Origin of the sequence: Faecalibaculum rodentium (assembly GCF_001564455.1) — a bacterium.
Lineage (GTDB): Bacteria > Bacillota_I > Bacilli_A > Erysipelotrichales > Erysipelotrichaceae > Faecalibaculum > Faecalibaculum rodentium.
Map to the genome: position 1 here is coordinate 1386215 of NZ_CP011391.1, position 13226 is coordinate 1399440.

At 48.9% G+C, this 13226-nt stretch carries 28 protein-coding genes and 1 pseudogene; 7 read left to right on the forward strand and 22 right to left on the reverse strand.

The genetic code is table 11. The features are described 5' to 3' along the window. The 17 genes from aalo17_RS06805 to aalo17_RS06875 all read right to left on the reverse strand — a co-directional run bounded on the left by aalo17_RS06805 (position 1) and on the right by aalo17_RS06875 (position 8095). Complete coding sequence (locus tag aalo17_RS06805) at positions 1-1488, reverse strand: DEAD/DEAH box helicase (protein ID WP_067557321.1); 1488 nt, start codon at positions 1486-1488, stop codon at positions 1-3. Then, entirely contained in the window at positions 1488-1991 is a 504-nt protein-coding gene (locus aalo17_RS06810; RefSeq protein ID WP_145907584.1) for a DUF669 domain-containing protein, read from the reverse strand. Before aalo17_RS06810 ends, aalo17_RS06805 begins: the two co-directional genes overlap by 1 nt. Before the next feature lie 21 nt (positions 1992-2012). Continuing rightward, the gene (locus aalo17_RS06815; protein ID WP_067557326.1) at positions 2013-3095 is read right to left on the reverse strand and encodes an ATP-binding protein; all 1083 of its coding nucleotides are present in this window, start codon (positions 3093-3095) and stop codon (positions 2013-2015) included. Beyond that, positions 3092-3442, reverse strand: coding sequence for a hypothetical protein (locus aalo17_RS06820; RefSeq protein WP_067557328.1), 351 nt, complete (start codon positions 3440-3442; stop codon positions 3092-3094). Before aalo17_RS06820 ends, aalo17_RS06815 begins: the two co-directional genes overlap by 4 nt. Then, positions 3439-4263, reverse strand: a complete 825-nt coding sequence (locus tag aalo17_RS06825; protein ID WP_067557330.1) for a helix-turn-helix domain-containing protein — start codon at positions 4261-4263, stop codon at positions 3439-3441. Before aalo17_RS06825 ends, aalo17_RS06820 begins: the two co-directional genes overlap by 4 nt. Continuing rightward, the gene (locus aalo17_RS06830; RefSeq protein WP_067557333.1) at positions 4250-4720 is read right to left on the reverse strand and encodes a hypothetical protein; all 471 of its coding nucleotides are present in this window, start codon (positions 4718-4720) and stop codon (positions 4250-4252) included. Before aalo17_RS06830 ends, aalo17_RS06825 begins: the two co-directional genes overlap by 14 nt. Continuing rightward, positions 4720-5253, reverse strand: coding sequence for a dUTP diphosphatase (locus aalo17_RS06835; protein WP_067557336.1), 534 nt, complete (start codon positions 5251-5253; stop codon positions 4720-4722). The genes aalo17_RS06830 and aalo17_RS06835 overlap by 1 nt, the downstream gene beginning before the upstream one ends. Further along, positions 5250-5501, reverse strand: a complete 252-nt coding sequence (locus aalo17_RS06840; RefSeq protein ID WP_067557339.1) for a hypothetical protein — start codon at positions 5499-5501, stop codon at positions 5250-5252. The genes aalo17_RS06835 and aalo17_RS06840 overlap by 4 nt, the downstream gene beginning before the upstream one ends. 222 nt (positions 5502-5723) lie before the next feature. After that, on the reverse strand, positions 5724-5996 hold the full coding sequence (locus aalo17_RS06850; RefSeq protein ID WP_067557345.1) for a hypothetical protein: 273 nt from the start codon (positions 5994-5996) through the stop codon (positions 5724-5726). Positions 5997-6011: 15 nt separating this feature from the next. Beyond that, the gene (locus aalo17_RS06855; RefSeq protein WP_067557348.1) at positions 6012-6269 is read right to left on the reverse strand and encodes a hypothetical protein; all 258 of its coding nucleotides are present in this window, start codon (positions 6267-6269) and stop codon (positions 6012-6014) included. Further along, positions 6260-6631: a hypothetical protein gene (locus aalo17_RS06860; protein ID WP_067557351.1), complete on the reverse strand. Its 372-nt coding sequence runs from the start codon at positions 6629-6631 to the stop codon at positions 6260-6262. The genes aalo17_RS06855 and aalo17_RS06860 overlap by 10 nt, the downstream gene beginning before the upstream one ends. 194 nt (positions 6632-6825) lie before the next feature. Further along, a complete protein-coding gene (locus aalo17_RS12815; RefSeq protein ID WP_158507750.1) occupies positions 6826-6990 on the reverse strand; it encodes a hypothetical protein in 165 nt (54 codons plus the stop codon). A gap of 1 nt (position 6991) precedes the next feature. Then, positions 6992-7168, reverse strand: a complete 177-nt coding sequence (locus aalo17_RS12820) for a hypothetical protein (RefSeq protein ID WP_158507751.1) — start codon at positions 7166-7168, stop codon at positions 6992-6994. A 45-nt stretch (positions 7169-7213) separates the two neighbouring features. After that, the gene (locus aalo17_RS06865) at positions 7214-7495 is read right to left on the reverse strand and encodes a hypothetical protein (protein ID WP_067557353.1); all 282 of its coding nucleotides are present in this window, start codon (positions 7493-7495) and stop codon (positions 7214-7216) included. Continuing rightward, complete coding sequence (locus aalo17_RS06870) at positions 7492-7689, reverse strand: hypothetical protein (RefSeq protein WP_067557356.1); 198 nt, start codon at positions 7687-7689, stop codon at positions 7492-7494. The genes aalo17_RS06865 and aalo17_RS06870 overlap by 4 nt, the downstream gene beginning before the upstream one ends. Next, a complete protein-coding gene (locus aalo17_RS12825; RefSeq protein WP_158507752.1) occupies positions 7686-7844 on the reverse strand; it encodes a hypothetical protein in 159 nt (52 codons plus the stop codon). The genes aalo17_RS06870 and aalo17_RS12825 overlap by 4 nt, the downstream gene beginning before the upstream one ends. Next, positions 7841-8095 (reverse strand): helix-turn-helix domain-containing protein, encoded by a 255-nt coding sequence (locus aalo17_RS06875; RefSeq protein ID WP_067557359.1) that lies wholly within the window; start codon positions 8093-8095, stop codon positions 7841-7843. The genes aalo17_RS12825 and aalo17_RS06875 overlap by 4 nt, the downstream gene beginning before the upstream one ends. A 49-nt stretch (positions 8096-8144) precedes the next feature. Between aalo17_RS06875 and aalo17_RS06880 the strand changes: the two genes are divergently transcribed. Then, positions 8145-8507: a hypothetical protein gene (locus aalo17_RS06880; protein WP_067557361.1), complete on the forward strand. Its 363-nt coding sequence runs from the start codon at positions 8145-8147 to the stop codon at positions 8505-8507. Positions 8508-9014: 507 nt separating this feature from the next. Here aalo17_RS06880 and aalo17_RS12620 read toward each other — a convergent pair. After that, positions 9015-9221, reverse strand: coding sequence for a hypothetical protein (locus aalo17_RS12620; RefSeq protein WP_145907587.1), 207 nt, complete (start codon positions 9219-9221; stop codon positions 9015-9017). Then, positions 9218-9421: a hypothetical protein gene (locus aalo17_RS06890; RefSeq protein WP_067557367.1), complete on the reverse strand. Its 204-nt coding sequence runs from the start codon at positions 9419-9421 to the stop codon at positions 9218-9220. The genes aalo17_RS12620 and aalo17_RS06890 overlap by 4 nt, the downstream gene beginning before the upstream one ends. Positions 9422-9686: 265 nt before the next feature. On the opposite strand from aalo17_RS06890, the gene aalo17_RS06900 reads away from it, so the two are divergent. Then, the gene (locus aalo17_RS06900) at positions 9687-9890 is read left to right on the forward strand and encodes a hypothetical protein (protein WP_067557373.1); all 204 of its coding nucleotides are present in this window, start codon (positions 9687-9689) and stop codon (positions 9888-9890) included. On the opposite strand, the gene aalo17_RS12830 is transcribed toward aalo17_RS06900, so the two are convergent. Genes aalo17_RS12830 through aalo17_RS06910 form a run of 3 tightly spaced genes read right to left on the reverse strand, consistent with a single transcriptional unit; the run spans position 9880 to position 10530 of the window. After that, entirely contained in the window at positions 9880-10026 is a 147-nt protein-coding gene (locus tag aalo17_RS12830; RefSeq protein WP_158507753.1) for a hypothetical protein, read from the reverse strand. The two genes, aalo17_RS06900 and aalo17_RS12830, sit on opposite strands and share 11 nt — an antisense overlap. Before the next feature lie 14 nt (positions 10027-10040). After that, positions 10041-10235: a hypothetical protein gene (locus tag aalo17_RS06905; protein ID WP_067557376.1), complete on the reverse strand. Its 195-nt coding sequence runs from the start codon at positions 10233-10235 to the stop codon at positions 10041-10043. Between the two features lie 49 nt (positions 10236-10284). After that, positions 10285-10530 carry a helix-turn-helix domain-containing protein gene (locus aalo17_RS06910; RefSeq protein WP_338032524.1) on the reverse strand — a complete coding sequence of 82 codons (246 nt, stop codon included), beginning with the start codon at positions 10528-10530 and terminating at the stop codon, positions 10285-10287. A gap of 132 nt (positions 10531-10662) precedes the next feature. On the opposite strand from aalo17_RS06910, the gene aalo17_RS06915 reads away from it, so the two are divergent. From aalo17_RS06915 to aalo17_RS13320, 5 genes and pseudogenes are all read left to right on the forward strand, one after another. Continuing rightward, positions 10663-11319, forward strand: coding sequence for a LexA family protein (locus tag aalo17_RS06915; protein WP_067557388.1), 657 nt, complete (start codon positions 10663-10665; stop codon positions 11317-11319). Between the two features lie 16 nt (positions 11320-11335). After that, a complete protein-coding gene (locus aalo17_RS06920) occupies positions 11336-11881 on the forward strand; it encodes a hypothetical protein (RefSeq protein WP_067557390.1) in 546 nt (181 codons plus the stop codon). A 124-nt stretch (positions 11882-12005) separates the two neighbouring features. Further along, complete coding sequence (locus aalo17_RS06925) at positions 12006-12194, forward strand: type II toxin-antitoxin system HicA family toxin (RefSeq protein ID WP_067557393.1); 189 nt, start codon at positions 12006-12008, stop codon at positions 12192-12194. Between the two features lie 32 nt (positions 12195-12226). After that, entirely contained in the window at positions 12227-12616 is a 390-nt protein-coding gene (locus tag aalo17_RS06930) for a type II toxin-antitoxin system HicB family antitoxin (RefSeq protein ID WP_067557396.1), read from the forward strand. Positions 12617-13035: 419 nt separating this feature from the next. After that, a pseudogene (locus aalo17_RS13320) lies at positions 13036-13197 on the forward strand (Arm DNA-binding domain-containing protein); the annotation flags it as partial. Positions 13198-13226 lie beyond the last annotated feature (29 nt).

A 13226-nucleotide genomic window follows, 5' to 3' on the forward strand; every position in this document is an offset into this window, starting at 1 on the left:
CTACCACCTGCCCATGGCCTTCTGCTTCGCCAGGGCTTTTCTTGCTGCCGGAAAGTTCATACCGGCGATTTCTTCATCTGAATAGCCCAGCTGGCTTAACCGCCAGCGCATGGCGTTGGAAGGCATTTTTTCAGCCTCTGCAGCCTTGAGAATGGCATCTGCCTGACTGTAGGTCAGGGCTGTGGCATCCAGCTTGAGAGCCTTCAATTTCCGTTTCTGGCTGTCTGAACACGGAGGGTCAAACAGCTCGTTGGCTGGAGCATTCTCCAGTACAGACCGCCATTTGTCGCTTTCTCTGGGGTCCTGGTATTTCTTTGCCGCCTTGTCCAAAGCCTTTGCCAGCCGCTGCTCTGCATCTGTCTGCTGTCCTCCGCCTGTCATCCACGGAGCCATTCCTCCGCCACCTGAGCGCTTGCGGTTCTCCCCCAGAATGTCCTTCGGACTTGCCAGCGTGAATTTGTCGTTCTGGAAAAGTAAGTCGATAAGCAGACAGTCTTTCTTGCCTGCAGCCAGACGAAGGCCCCGCCCCACCATCTGGACATACAGCGCCCGGCTCATGGTGGGCCGCAGCACGATGACACAGTCTGTCTCCGGGCAGTCCCAACCTTCCGTCAGCAACATGGAGTTGAAGATGATGTCAAACTCACCAGCTGCGAAAGCTGCCAGCTTGTCCGTCTTTTCATCGTCTTCTCCGGCTGTCCAGGCAGCCCTGAAACCGTAGTGGCTGAAAATCTCCGCCGCCTTCTTGGCCGTCCTGATGAGTGGTACAAAGCACACGATGCGTCTGCCTTTTGCCATGCCACGGGCTATCTCGGCGATCTGATGGAGATACGGTTCGATGACACTTCCCAGATCTGAAGCATCCATGTCTCCCCGACGCTTTCTGACCTTCGACAGATTGATGGTCAGCGGTGCTCTTTTGACTTTGAGCGGCACCAGATAACCATCGTCAATGGCCTGCTTGATGGTGTACTCGAATGCCACGGAGTCAAAACAGGAAAGCTTCTTTCCGTCAGCTCTGTCAGGAGTCGCAGTCACTCCCAGCACCCGGGCATCAGTGAAATGTTCAAGGATCCGCTGGTAACCGGCTGACATGGCGTGATGCGCTTCGTCTATGATGATGAGCCGGAAAAAGTCTGGCGGGAACCGGTCCAGTCGTCTCTGCATTGTCTGCATGCTGGAGACGGTAACTGGTTCAAGACATCCTGTCTGTCTGCCCTGTTCCCGGAATACAGGCAGCTCCATGACCGTCTGAAATTTGTCAGCTGCCTGGTTAATAAGGATGTTCTGGTGTGCCAGGATGAGGACCTTGCCGCCTGTGGGGTTCCGGTTTCTGTCGTATGCAAATTTATAAGCTATGCCAGACAGAACGATGGTTTTTCCTCCCCCAGTTGGCAAAATGAGCAGGGTCCTTTTCGTTCCCTGCTCGAATTCTGCCATGATCGAACGGCAGGCCTCAGACTGGTATGGTCTGAGCTTGTACTTCATCAGAAGCCGAATTCCGAATCATCCGATGCTGAGGCATTCACTGTTTCCGAAAGCGGCTCGTAGGATTTAATTTTGCAGAATACATCGATCCCGTGTTTCAGGTTGTACTCCACTTCCTCCGGCGTATAGGTCTTGTAGTTCTCATCCTTGCCGGACTGACAGAAGACTGTGATGGTGCAGCTTTTACCCATGGAATCAAGGATCCTGTCAGCTCGTACCGGCTCTCCTTTTTCCTTGAGCCCGAACGCATGCAGGTACTGAGCGATCTTCCACTCTAGATTGCGTGCCAGGAACAGATTGTCAGAAACATAGGCTTTGCCACCGTTGTACTCGACTTCCAGCGTGACCTTCGCCAACGGGCAGCCGTTCATCTTTCCACCACTTTCGCAGCGCTGTTTCTCTATTTTCGTGACTTTTCCGGTGTACTTGCCTGGCATGAGAGTCACGAATTCCTGAGCATCAGCGGTGACTGTGTCATCCCACTTGAAAAAGTTGTCATCCATAATCATTTACCTCTTCTTTCTTTAAAATGGCAGATTGTCTTGTCTTGCGATGTCGAGTTTGGGCCCCCATCTTGTCTCAAATTCAGATGTGAAGCTAGTCCAGAACTTGGGTGGTACCTTCGCCAGGTCAAAGTTCGGAGTTTTGACTATATTCTCGTTGTAAAGCAGCCTCTGGATATCGTCTGGCATGAATGAGTTTTTCTTGCAGATGTCCCTGACTGTTTTCGGAACGCTGTCTGGCCATGTAACTGCCAGGCTATCTGTGTCAAACACTTCGGTTTTCATCGGCTCTTCTTTCACCGGTTCCGGCTTCGGTTCCTTCTTTTTCGGTGCAGGCTTTACCGGTTGAGCTTTCGGCTTCCTGTCAAAGATTTTCGCCAGCTGCTTGTACTCCATGGGCATTTCTGCCGGCAGTCCGAAACGATTCTTTGCGTCCCAGACAGCGGAGTGTTCCGCGTACATGACACGCTCTTTGCCGCCAGTGGCCTTGCCTTTTTTCGTCATACCACTGGTGACGCTCTCCACATATGTCTTGTAGTTGCAGAACAGGACCATGTCAGCCCATTCCTTGACCAGGGCAGACGTTCGTGATTTAGTCTTCGATCCCAGTTTGAGCCCGTATTTGTCATATGCACTCTGTTCTTCAGGGAGCTCTATCTTCTCTGTCTGTGCGTGACAGTTCAGAACAACATTGATACCTTCATCAACCAGCTTCGTCTCCAGGTACCGGAGGAATCCGCCAATGCGTTCAGCTGATTCGGTGAAACCCTTTCCGTATCCCGGGGACTCGATGGACCGCCAGCCGTTCTCTTTGCAAAGGGCATCAACCTCGGCCATTTCGGCCCAGTCGAAGGTGTCAATGACCAGTGTCTGACAAGGCTTTTCCTGGCTGACCCAGGCGATCATATCCTTCAGTTCTTTCCAGTCCAGCGGCTTTGGAAGTCGCTTGATGTTGTCAAAGTGCGTTGTGCTGCCCTCAGTGTCGATAAACACCGGGTCCGGAAACTGGCTGGCCAGCGTTGTCTTGCCGATGCCTTCTGTTCCATAAATCAGAGTCTTGATGCCCTTTGTGGTGTCTTTTCCACTTGTGATTTCAAACTTCAAAAGTCAAATTCCTCCCCCGCTGTCTCGATGCGCTTGATGGAAAAGCGCCGCAGCGGCCGCTCTTCGTAGTATCTTTCAAAAATATCCGGTTTTTCCTCTTTCAACTTTTCGCTGTTGAATCTGTGTGTGGTCCCCCGCTTGTAGTCAACCTGGTAACCAACCGTGATGCCGATGTCAGCGTTTTCCAACATCGACTTGATCCCTTTTTCCAGTGGCTCTTTGACTTTTTTCAACCGCTTGACTTCCTTTTCCATCTTGCTGATCCGGTCGTTTATATCACAGAGTCGGTCCAGATTTTCCTCCTGACCAGCCAGATCCAAGACGTCGTAATCGGTTACTCCGTTCATACAGTTTCTCCTTCCAAAAATTCATAACGCAGTCCCCGGCACTTCCTGCCAGAATAGGCCGCGAGCTGAATGGTTTTGTAGCTCACACCGGTATCTTTTGCGCAGCTTGTTATGTCGGTCCATGTTTGCCCAGTGTCAACACATCGCATCCCACAGCCGCTGGGCGGCCCAGTGATAACACATCGCATCCCACAGCCGCTGGGCGGCCCAGTGATAACCGGCAACGGGTTGAGGTCAGCTAACTCAGCATTAGCTGCCACCTCAACAGGAGCCAGGTAGTACAGTGTCCCATTATCCGCCCTGGCTTTGATGCAGTGCTCCCCAGGGGCGCTCCTGATTATCGTGACCGGAACGGGTTCCTGAATCTTGTTGCTGATACTGTGACCAACAGCAAACGCCCGCTGTCCTCTGGTTAGTCCGCAAGACTCCAGTACCTTGTCCGGATACTCAGGACTTCCGGGGTCTTCCATCCATTTTTGCAGCTCTGGAGGTATGGCAGATACGCCATTTTCCATGCGCTTTATCCAGCCGTGTGTGTGACCAAACATAGCGGCCAGCTCACCTCTTGAGATGTCTTCCTGTTTTCTGATTTCCCTGAGTTGGCAACCGAGAAGGGGCGTTCTGTCCGGTTCCAGGTCTGCAGCATCAGCCGGTTCCCAATGGTAGCTGAAGCAGGTTTGCCCCGTTCGAAGAGCGCTCTTGAATCTGTCCGCCGTGTAACCGTTGTATCTCCCGGTCATGTCAACGATTGCCACCCTCTGTGATGGATAGACCTGACCCGTCTCTACACATCTCACAGGCTTGTTGTTATTCCCGGGCATGGTCTATTTCCTTCCATTTGATTGCCATATTGAGCATATTCACAGCTTTCCGAAGATCCTGCAGTTCATCATTTCCATCATTTTTATATCTGGCTCGCAGGATATACTGGACAGCCTGAGCTTCATCTGAATCAAGGTTCCATAGATGAGTGATGTCATTCACCTGGATTTCAACATCCTTGAAAAATCGCTTGTAGTAGTCAGGTGTAGATCTTCTCACTTTTTGAGAATGTTCCGGTGATGTTCGCATTTTTTCCTGATTTTTGTGAAGGACCAGCAGCAGGGCTTTCACTTTTTCGGCTGCTGCTTTGGCTTCTTCCTCAGTGCGGAAGCAGTTGCCGGATTCGTAGTAGTCACCATCGAGAAGGAAGTTTTCCCATTGGTCTTCACGAGGCACCATATCGGAACCGACAAACCAATACCACTCGCCCTTTTCCGGTTTCCATCTTTCAGTCATCAGTACCCTTCCTGGATCCGCTGGAAATTCACAGCATTTTTCTTTTTGTATGCTTTATGGATCTCAGCGATCGTGAAACCGCACCATCTGGTCAGATCCGTAAGCAGGACTCCTGCACTCACGAACGCCTGTGTATTTTCTGTGAGCCACAGGTCAGAGCGGATAAAGCCCCGCAGGAAATCACACGGTGTTGTACAAGATTCTCCGGCGCTTGGATAACCCGCTCCTTCCAGGAAAGCCTCCCGGCAATCCGGGCGCTTATCTGTCAGGTGCAGGATGATCATCAAAGCGAAATGCCAGACATCTGCCAGCTCTTCCAGCACCTCATCCCTGTCCTCCGGCGCCTGGGTCTTCTTCCACCAGCACCAGCGGCTTTTCATGGCGTGATTCAGCTCCCCGACTTCATCCAGCAGGGCAGCCTTGAGTCTGTCTGACCCAAGGGCCCTGATCTGGATCCCGTGAGCCTTTTCAATGGCCCTGTCGTACTTGTGCTGTCTTTCCAGCATGTCGAGTACCATTTCCTGGTTTGTCATCTGTATCCCTTTCTGCATTTCAGGACAGCCTCGAATCCATCAGGATCGTGACTGTTGTAAATCTGTCGTTGCACATAAGCGTGCTGGCAGTTCCCACAGCTTTTCTTCCTGCAGGTTCCTGCCTTTTTCGCCGTCCACACATTCTCGTCTCTGTCGCTTTTCAGCTCTCCGTTTTCCAGCCAGTGCCTGGTTGACACCCGGTTGTCCATAGAGATTTCCAGCGGTCGAGGCTTGCGTTTCTCAGTCATCTGTCCCACTCCTTGGCATAGGACTCGGCCCGTCTCACCGCATCCAGGACCTTCTGTCTTGGCTGGATACTTGATCGATTGATGCACCTGTATGCTCCAAGTGCAGCTTTCAGACAGTCAAAGTAAGCGACATGGTGGCCGTCCTTCAGTAAGCTGTATAATGGTGATTTTTGCCAGTCGAGACGTTCAACCATGAAACCGTCTTCCAGAGGCATCATCCCGTCAGTTAGCCCGGCCATATTCTTTGATTTCCTCGACAGTGAACCCCAGATCTTCCAGATCAACGTAGGGGTATGGAAGTTCTGTCTTTGCAGCTTTCAGGATATCCTCTCTGGTGAATCCACCGTGCAGCTCCTCCAGACTCTGCAGGACCAGGTCAAACATCTGGTCCACTACTTCTTTGGCATCCGCAGACAGAGAAGCCGCCTGCCAAAAGCCGTCGATGTAGTACCACAGGTTTTCCAGCCTTTTCTGTGCTTCTTCAGATTTCGTCATTTCCTTTCCCTCCTTTTATTTCTCTTCTTTTCTGGTGATGTCAGTCATTACATAGACCCCGTTGTTTCGCTTACCCAGAAATTCAGTCAGCTTTTCCAGTTCTTCGCATGCCCGTTCAGGGCTCCAGTAGTAGCCAAGGTCTGTACGCAGCTGACAGTCTTCTGTCTTGGCCCTCACGATGTAGCGGTTAGAATCAGCGGGGCGCTCAATGGCGAAGATCTGTACAGAATCGGCATTCACGACCTGTCCGGTGATAGTTTTGATCAGCAGCATGGGAAATCCTCCTTAATGTCCAAGTTCAACACTCCAGCAGCTCGCAGCTCGTTGAGTGCCTTGATCTGTGCTTTTGTGAATGTGACGGCTCTGATGAAATTCGACCATACGCTCACGCAGCCGCTTTCCTTGCAAAGCCAGGTCATGTAATCGAAGTAGTAGGCTTTGGGACAGCGCTTCTCCAGTTGTCTGGGGGTTATCCTGTCCCGTCTGCAGATGAAATTGATCATGTATTCCTGGTGACTAGGTACTGCGTAGTGGATTGAACCATCTGGATGTATGATCACTTCCAGGTAATCTGTGAAGTGCTTTTTGTGCTTCCGGACATCGAAGTCCGAATACACGCTGTATTTATCTTTCATGTGATCCTTTCAGTGCCAGGCCCGTAACGCCGGGATATTGTGCCCGGAGACGGATAAGAAAGAGGATCTATAAACAAATCAACGAACTGTAAATCAGCGAGCACGTTTTATTTGCGTCTCTCTATATCCCGGCCTTACCGGCCTGACACGATTGTGTTAAGATTTAGTCGGTTAATTGGTTTGTCCTGACGATGTCAGGACTTTTTTATGTATTCTTCAATGATCGCTTTGGCTTCCAAAAAGCCTTCCAGTCTGCCCTGGTTGTATTCGCTGATATAGCCCTGGTTGAGATTGTCGTCGGCCCACATCTTTTCCCAGGTATCAAAGTCAGTCAGGATAGGATCAAAGATTTCGTTCATCTCAGTCTCCTTTCACCTGTGCTGCAAAGATCATCATGTTCAGTTTCTTTTCCTCCGCCATCATTCTCCGGCGGAGCTTTTCGATTTTGGCCAGACTCGATCCGTGGATCTTCGCCTGGTACAGTTCGTGGTGCAGCCGGGCTATGACAGCCCGCTGCCTTCCGATTTCAGTTTTCATTTGTTACCTTTCTGTTATGCTCTCCTTAATGAAAGGAGGGTTTGGTTATGAGCAGGAATTGGGAATCTGATCCGAGTGTTTGATTAGGTCTGGATTTTCAATCAGTTCCCTCAAGACCCCGCGCATTTCTTCAAGCTGTTCTATCGTTGGCTTCTTACTGAAAACAAAGCTCACACCGTCAGCTGCTTTCTGTTTCCAGCAAATGCCGCGGAACATCAGTTCAATTCTTGTGGTATTCTCAGAAATCTCATTCTCTGCTCTCTGAGAAACACAAGTCATGTATTCCCCCTCAGTTGCTGCTGAGGGGTTTTTCTTTTCCTTTGTCATCTTTCATCCTCCAGCCATAGCTCTGACAGTGGCAGCTTCCGGTAAAGTTCGACCCGGGCAAGTGCTGCTTCGGAGTAGTCGTCGTACAGATTCAGTGGCTGCATGTAATCAAATCCCATCGCCCATCCTGCGATCCGTTTGTGCTTCCAAGTCCGGAATCCACCAGGCTCCTTGATAATCTGGTACTCGGTCATACCCCGTACCTCAGAGCCGCCAGCATGAATGCCATGACCAGCAGGACTCCAATACTAAGACAGAAGGTCAGGCCCAGGCCGTACTGGAAACCACGGATAAACTCTGTCAGTCCAGGTGACAGCTTGTAGCGCTTGTTTCTGATGGTGATGATCATGCCTGTGTCCTCCCCTGCACTGCTTTCCGTGCATCCAGTGCCCGTTTGAGATTGCACACGTTCTGCCCCAGGTATTCCTCCTGGAATCTGGCCAGTTCTCCGCTGGGGATGACTGTTGCCTTCCCCGTCTTGATGCCCTGTAGGATGCCTGTTTCCAGCCATGTGTTCACAGACTCCCTTCCGCAGTGCATGAGCCCCGCTACATCCTCAATGGTGTAGGTCATGAGCGGGTTGAAATATGTAGCTTCCATGAGATTTCCTTTCTGTTATCCTTTCTGTGAAAGAAAGGAAATAGAATCGATGAATGAAGATTTTTCAAACCTGAACCTTTTCTGGCCTGAAAGAATCCGATTATATGTGCTTTACCGATTTCGAAGAAATGCTGATGTTCTGGGGCCGTATGAAGCCGCCCTTCTTCGGGAAAAGCTTGTTGTAGTCCGCTATTCGTTTCATGACACCCTTGCAGATAAGACTCCCTCAGCTGACCGCAAGGCCTATGTCACCACTCGTTATATGCGGTACCTTCGCTGGAAAAAGAATCAGACGATCTCACGCATTTTTGGTTCGGTTCTTCTACCCTTTGTTGTGGCAGTCCTATCCACCATAGCCACACAACTAATACAGCAGTGGCTAGAATCAGGAGGGTGCATGCCCAGGCCTTGACTCTTGTATTCGCCTTGATGCGCATCATGTAATTCGCACATTCAAGATCTGGCTTTTCCGGGCAGCCAGGCGATCTGTCCTTGCATCGATACAGACAGTAATTTTCCAATCCCTCGGTCGCCGCTGAGGGGTTTTCTTTTTCTTCCATGAGATTTCCTTTCTGTTATCCTTTGTTGACGGAGGTTTGATTATGAAATCCAATATTCCATCCACTAGAAGGCTGTTGAAATTCGTCTTCAAGAACCCGAACTGTTCAGCCGAGGACGTTGCCCACAAGTTCCAAATTGAACATATGGATGCCGTCTGTATTCTTAACGGAGTATCAGACTGCATAGTTTCGAAGTTCGTAACTCAGGATGGCTTTATCGTTGATCGTAGTGACATTCAGCTAACTGCTGTTGGTCGTCAGTATCTCGAGGACAAATCATGGGATCGCCTGCTGGTTACCGCTTCATTCCTGGTTTCTCTTGCCTCATTGATTGTTGCCGTCATTGCAGCTTGCATTTCCTACCAGACGAACACTGCAAGCCCCGACAACAGCAGCGCAACTACCGAGAATACCAATGCCAGAAATGACATAAATTTTGACTCACCGTCTTCGTAAACGACGATTGGCTGCCGTCTCTCTCGTTCCCTCATCTCTCTCTGGAGCTTCAGCTTCTCCAGAGTTATGTATCTGCCGTCAATCACCTTGACGGCTTCTTTTTCTGTCATTCGACTCTCTCCAATGCGTGTGTGATCGCCATCCAGACGACCTCGCTCGCGTCGTTCCAAGTGTCCGCTCTGGTTTTGTCAGCCTTGTTACCTGATTTTTGATAATCCATATGGGCAATATTTCTCTGGCATAGGAATTCTTCCCCGAGTTCGTAGCGGATACCGTTGATGATTCTTATCACGTCGTCTTTGTCGTACATATGTGTCCTTTCATTCAGTTGCAAACAGGTATTCAAACGTTTTTCCGAAACGTTCGCAGTATTTCCGACATTCCAGGGCCGTGAATTTTCCTGTTCTGAGCTTTTGTTTATATGCCTGTCTGGTCATTCCGATAACTTCGCCCATCTGCGCGTCAGTCAATTTGTGATACGCCTGTTGGCCTAAAAGGTTTGGGAACATTTTGTTATCACCTCTTTACCCAATGTGAGTTATAATTAAATTGATTAAAGAAAGGCGGATTTGTTTATGACTAACGTTGAACGCGCCCATTCTCTTGCTATGCATTTTCTGGATAATGAAATCGAAAGATCCCGAAAGGATGCGATTCAGGCAACCGTTGAACAAATAGGTGTTGAACCAATTGATGTCACGGTTGACCCGGTGGCTGTTTATCGGATTCTGTTCGACAAATTTCTGAAAGAGCTGTCTGAGCAATTCCCTAACGATTAACTCTCTGTGGTTCAACCCAGGCCTTACCGATTTCGATTCCATTTTTCACAAAGACGACATTGTGCTTTTTCTCTTTATCTTTCAGCTCAATGACCGTCACAGCCTCCTTTCGGAGGCTTTCTTTTTCTTCTTCCATGTGTGTCATTTCATTCACCCGTTCCGTCGCAGATACTGCCGGTAGATCTCCGTCGCTCTGATCAGGCTCTCGAAGAAGGAAAGCTTCCGGCACGTCCCGTCTTCCGAGTCGTGGTCATAGGCGATAGCGAAACCGTCCCGCAGTTCCAGCAGTGCGATTTCTCCCGCCATGTAGTAGGGCTGAAAGCTCGCCAGTACTTTTGATTTCATGTGTTTCTCCTTTCCTGGGTGTGTGTCCTTTCTTTAAGTGTTGTGTCTTTTAGGACACTTCGCTTTTAAAAAAAATTCCAGCAGGCGATTCAAGACCTAGAAAATCCAACGTTTCTTGAATTTCTCCAAGAGTAAATTCGGTGATTCCGTTCAATTTTCTATACAGAGTGGAACGGCTCATGCCTAGCTTTTGGGCTAAATCATGCATCGAAATACCCTGCTTACGCATTTCATACTCCAACCGATACTTATCCATCTCAAGCTCCTCCTTTCGTGTCCTTTTGGACACTTGCACAATACACCTCTGTGACTTTGGATGTCAACAGGAAATGTTTCTTTAATGACACTCATCTGTCTCATAGCGCTTCTTGTGTTGCATAAATGACACGCAAGCGGATATAATGATTTCGAATAATGAGGTGCAATCATGTTAGAAGATACAGGAAGAAGGATTAAAGAATTAAGAACCGAAAAAGGATGGACACTTGAGCAATTGGGCGATGCTGTTGGAGTCAATAAGAGCACCGTCCGAAAATGGGAAACTGGAATGATCAAAAATATGCGCCGGGACAAACTGGCCATGATCGCCAAAGCCTTGTCAACCACTCCTGCTTACCTCATGGGCTGGCAAGAAGAGGGAGCCGGAGACCCTAAACGAGAACCCGGCAACATGCTGCCCCCTGAACGGTTGCAGATTCACCTGAATACCGTCCCAGTCTATGATCCGATTTCTTGTGGGACTGGAAAATGGGTTGATGAGCAGCCGGTGGACTATCTGGGCGTACCGGATACAATGGTTTCCAAAGCCTGTCATTACTTTGCAAATCCTGCTTTTGGTGATTCCATGGAGCCCCGAATACAGAACGGTGACTATGTCGTTTTTGAGCAGACCTCAACCATTGACCCAGGGTCCATTGGCGCGTTCAGTCTAAATGGGGAGTATTTCTGCAAGAGATTTAAAAAGCTCCCCGATGGGAGCATGTGGCTATTTTCTGAGAATCCAAGGTATGAACCTATACCGATACAGAAATACGATGACTTCCGTGTGCTTGGAAAGTACAGGATGCGAATGACAGAATATTAAGAAAGGATTTTTGATTATGAAGAAGAAACTACTTACTGCAGGATTGGCGGCCCTTATGCTGGCCGGATGTACTGGTACTAAAAAAATCGAATTGACTCCTGATGGAACGGCTTTTAATGCTTCTGCATTAGATACTGCAAAAGCCGTCCAAAAAGCACTGCCTTCAGATGCTAAAGCAACTTTAGATACAAGCAATGATTATCCTGGAATTGATATTGTGGGACCTTCAGGCGATGAAACTTCGATTGTCGTCTGGGACAAATACGATAAGAGCAGGGTTGACGCTATAAATATATCAGCAATAATACCTACCTCAAAAAATGACCAAAGCGTTAAAGACTACTATATGTACGAACTTCCTAAAACGGTTTTGAAAACGCTGGACATAGATGATGCTGAAGGGTTAGCAAAAGCAGCCTATCGAGATAGCGTCACTCACTACACATATGGAAGTGCAGAAGTTGACGGCATTAAATGCGCGGTTTCTCAGCAAGCAACGGATGATGGATTTGTTTATATGACAGTAATAGCTCCAGAAACAGGTTCTTTCTGGGAATACTGATAACTCCCGATGACGAATTCCCCGTACTTGGTAAATATAAACTCAGGATCACTGAGGATTAAATAATCAAAGCTCTTTACATGCGTATATTTAGGCGTATAATATAGCTATAAGGAGGTTGGAGATGACATACAGGGAGATAGAAAAACTGATACTGAAGGATGGCTGGATGGTCACCAGACAAAGAGGCAGTCACAGACAGTACAAGCATCCTGAGAAAAAAGGACTCGTGACCATTGCTCCCCACAGCTGGTCAGACGAAGTCCCTAAGGGAACCGCCAACAGCATTCTTAAACAGGCGGGGCTGAAATAAGCCCTCCTGCCCTGTATATCTTCGAACGAATCATGAAAACAAAAACCTATTTAGCCGTTATGGAGCCCTGTGATTCAGGGTATGGCGTTTACTTTCCTGATTTCCCAGGGTGTGTAGCATCCGGAAAAACCATTGATCAGGCCGCCCGTATTGCAAAAGACGCTCTCTCCATGCACTACTACGCTTTGGAAGAAGAAAGCGAAGAAATCCCGGAACCTTCTCAGTCTCTGAGCGCTGAGGACACAGCTGGTAATGTCGTTACCCCTATCACGATTTATCCGGAGCTACTGCACGAAGAATACCGGAACCGCAGAGTTAAAACCAATACCACTATCCCCGCATGGCTTAAAGCTGCTGCGGAAGAAAAAGGAATCAATTTCAGCCGTGTTCTGGAAAATGCCTTGATGGGAATGATTAACTAAATTATTGAAGACACAGGCGTTCACTGATAAAATGTGAATACATTCAGGAAGAGATCATATCTGCTTCCATCGCTCCTGGCCTTCGAGTAGGGAGCACGGCTGTGAAGCCACACACGAGCCCCAGCGGCTCCAGCCCTGTGTTTCTATAGAGACGCAGGGCCTTTTGTTTTAATGATTTGAACTCTTTCCATTTTGGAAACGGTTCACAGCCACACCATTTTCGTCAAGCGTTGAAAATGGTGTTCTGAGCATTTTGTATAGAACGCAATTTGCTACCTGGTCGATTTCGACTCCTTTAACAACAACAAAAAAAAACTCCCCCGCCGGATGCAGCCAGCGAGGGAGGCAAAGGATGGTATAACCAACCTCAAAGCATTAGTGATTGTACCATCCTGACGAACAGAAAGGATGGTTTTTCTATGCGATTTGATAAGCGAGAATCGAAGAAATCGAAGTCCGGCTACACATGGCGGGTCACTTTTGAATACAAGGACCGGTACGGGAAAAAGAAGAAGTACAGCAAGTCCGGCTTCGCGACCAAGAAGGCAGCGCAGGTACATGCCCTTGCAGTCCAGTCCGATCTGGCCAAAGGGCTGGTGGTGGACAACTC

What these genes read in the sequence shown, in the direction of transcription:
- aalo17_RS06805 (WP_067557321.1), bottom strand. Translation starts at nt 1,488, where the DNA reads ATGAAGTACAAGCTCAGACCATACCAGTCTGAGGCCTGCCGTTCGATC.
- aalo17_RS06925 (WP_067557393.1), top strand. Translation starts at nt 12,006, where the DNA reads ATGACATACAGGGAGATAGAAAAACTGATACTGAAGGATGGCTGGATG.
- aalo17_RS06830 (WP_067557333.1), bottom strand. Translation starts at nt 4,720, where the DNA reads ATGACTGAAAGATGGAAACCGGAAAAGGGCGAGTGGTATTGGTTTGTC.
- aalo17_RS06835 (WP_067557336.1), bottom strand. Translation starts at nt 5,253, where the DNA reads ATGACAAACCAGGAAATGGTACTCGACATGCTGGAAAGACAGCACAAG.
- aalo17_RS06890 (WP_067557367.1), bottom strand. Translation starts at nt 9,421, where the DNA reads ATGTACGACAAAGACGACGTGATAAGAATCATCAACGGTATCCGCTAC.
- aalo17_RS06875 (WP_067557359.1), bottom strand. Translation starts at nt 8,095, where the DNA reads ATGGAAGCTACATATTTCAACCCGCTCATGACCTACACCATTGAGGAT.
- aalo17_RS12815 (WP_158507750.1), bottom strand. Translation starts at nt 6,990, where the DNA reads ATGAACGAAATCTTTGATCCTATCCTGACTGACTTTGATACCTGGGAA.
- aalo17_RS06855 (WP_067557348.1), bottom strand. Translation starts at nt 6,269, where the DNA reads ATGCTGCTGATCAAAACTATCACCGGACAGGTCGTGAATGCCGATTCT.
- aalo17_RS06810 (WP_145907584.1), bottom strand. Translation starts at nt 1,991, where the DNA reads ATGGATGACAACTTTTTCAAGTGGGATGACACAGTCACCGCTGATGCT.
- aalo17_RS12820 (WP_158507751.1), bottom strand. Translation starts at nt 7,168, where the DNA reads ATGAAAACTGAAATCGGAAGGCAGCGGGCTGTCATAGCCCGGCTGCAC.
- aalo17_RS06900 (WP_067557373.1), top strand. Translation starts at nt 9,687, where the DNA reads ATGACTAACGTTGAACGCGCCCATTCTCTTGCTATGCATTTTCTGGAT.
- aalo17_RS06905 (WP_067557376.1), bottom strand. Translation starts at nt 10,235, where the DNA reads ATGAAATCAAAAGTACTGGCGAGCTTTCAGCCCTACTACATGGCGGGA.
- aalo17_RS12620 (WP_145907587.1), bottom strand. Translation starts at nt 9,221, where the DNA reads ATGACAGAAAAAGAAGCCGTCAAGGTGATTGACGGCAGATACATAACT.
- aalo17_RS06825 (WP_067557330.1), bottom strand. Translation starts at nt 4,263, where the DNA reads ATGCCCGGGAATAACAACAAGCCTGTGAGATGTGTAGAGACGGGTCAG.
- aalo17_RS06920 (WP_067557390.1), top strand. Translation starts at nt 11,336, where the DNA reads ATGAAGAAGAAACTACTTACTGCAGGATTGGCGGCCCTTATGCTGGCC.
- aalo17_RS06930 (WP_067557396.1), top strand. Translation starts at nt 12,227, where the DNA reads ATGAAAACAAAAACCTATTTAGCCGTTATGGAGCCCTGTGATTCAGGG.
- aalo17_RS06865 (WP_067557353.1), bottom strand. Translation starts at nt 7,495, where the DNA reads ATGACAAAGGAAAAGAAAAACCCCTCAGCAGCAACTGAGGGGGAATAC.
- aalo17_RS06915 (WP_067557388.1), top strand. Translation starts at nt 10,663, where the DNA reads ATGTTAGAAGATACAGGAAGAAGGATTAAAGAATTAAGAACCGAAAAA.
- aalo17_RS06820 (WP_067557328.1), bottom strand. Translation starts at nt 3,442, where the DNA reads ATGAACGGAGTAACCGATTACGACGTCTTGGATCTGGCTGGTCAGGAG.
- aalo17_RS06860 (WP_067557351.1), bottom strand. Translation starts at nt 6,631, where the DNA reads ATGAAAGATAAATACAGCGTGTATTCGGACTTCGATGTCCGGAAGCAC.
- aalo17_RS06870 (WP_067557356.1), bottom strand. Translation starts at nt 7,689, where the DNA reads ATGACCGAGTACCAGATTATCAAGGAGCCTGGTGGATTCCGGACTTGG.
- aalo17_RS12825 (WP_158507752.1), bottom strand. Translation starts at nt 7,844, where the DNA reads ATGATCATCACCATCAGAAACAAGCGCTACAAGCTGTCACCTGGACTG.
- aalo17_RS06850 (WP_067557345.1), bottom strand. Translation starts at nt 5,996, where the DNA reads ATGACGAAATCTGAAGAAGCACAGAAAAGGCTGGAAAACCTGTGGTAC.
- aalo17_RS06840 (WP_067557339.1), bottom strand. Translation starts at nt 5,501, where the DNA reads ATGACTGAGAAACGCAAGCCTCGACCGCTGGAAATCTCTATGGACAAC.
- aalo17_RS12830 (WP_158507753.1), bottom strand. Translation starts at nt 10,026, where the DNA reads ATGGAAGAAGAAAAAGAAAGCCTCCGAAAGGAGGCTGTGACGGTCATT.
- aalo17_RS06880 (WP_067557361.1), top strand. Translation starts at nt 8,145, where the DNA reads ATGAATGAAGATTTTTCAAACCTGAACCTTTTCTGGCCTGAAAGAATC.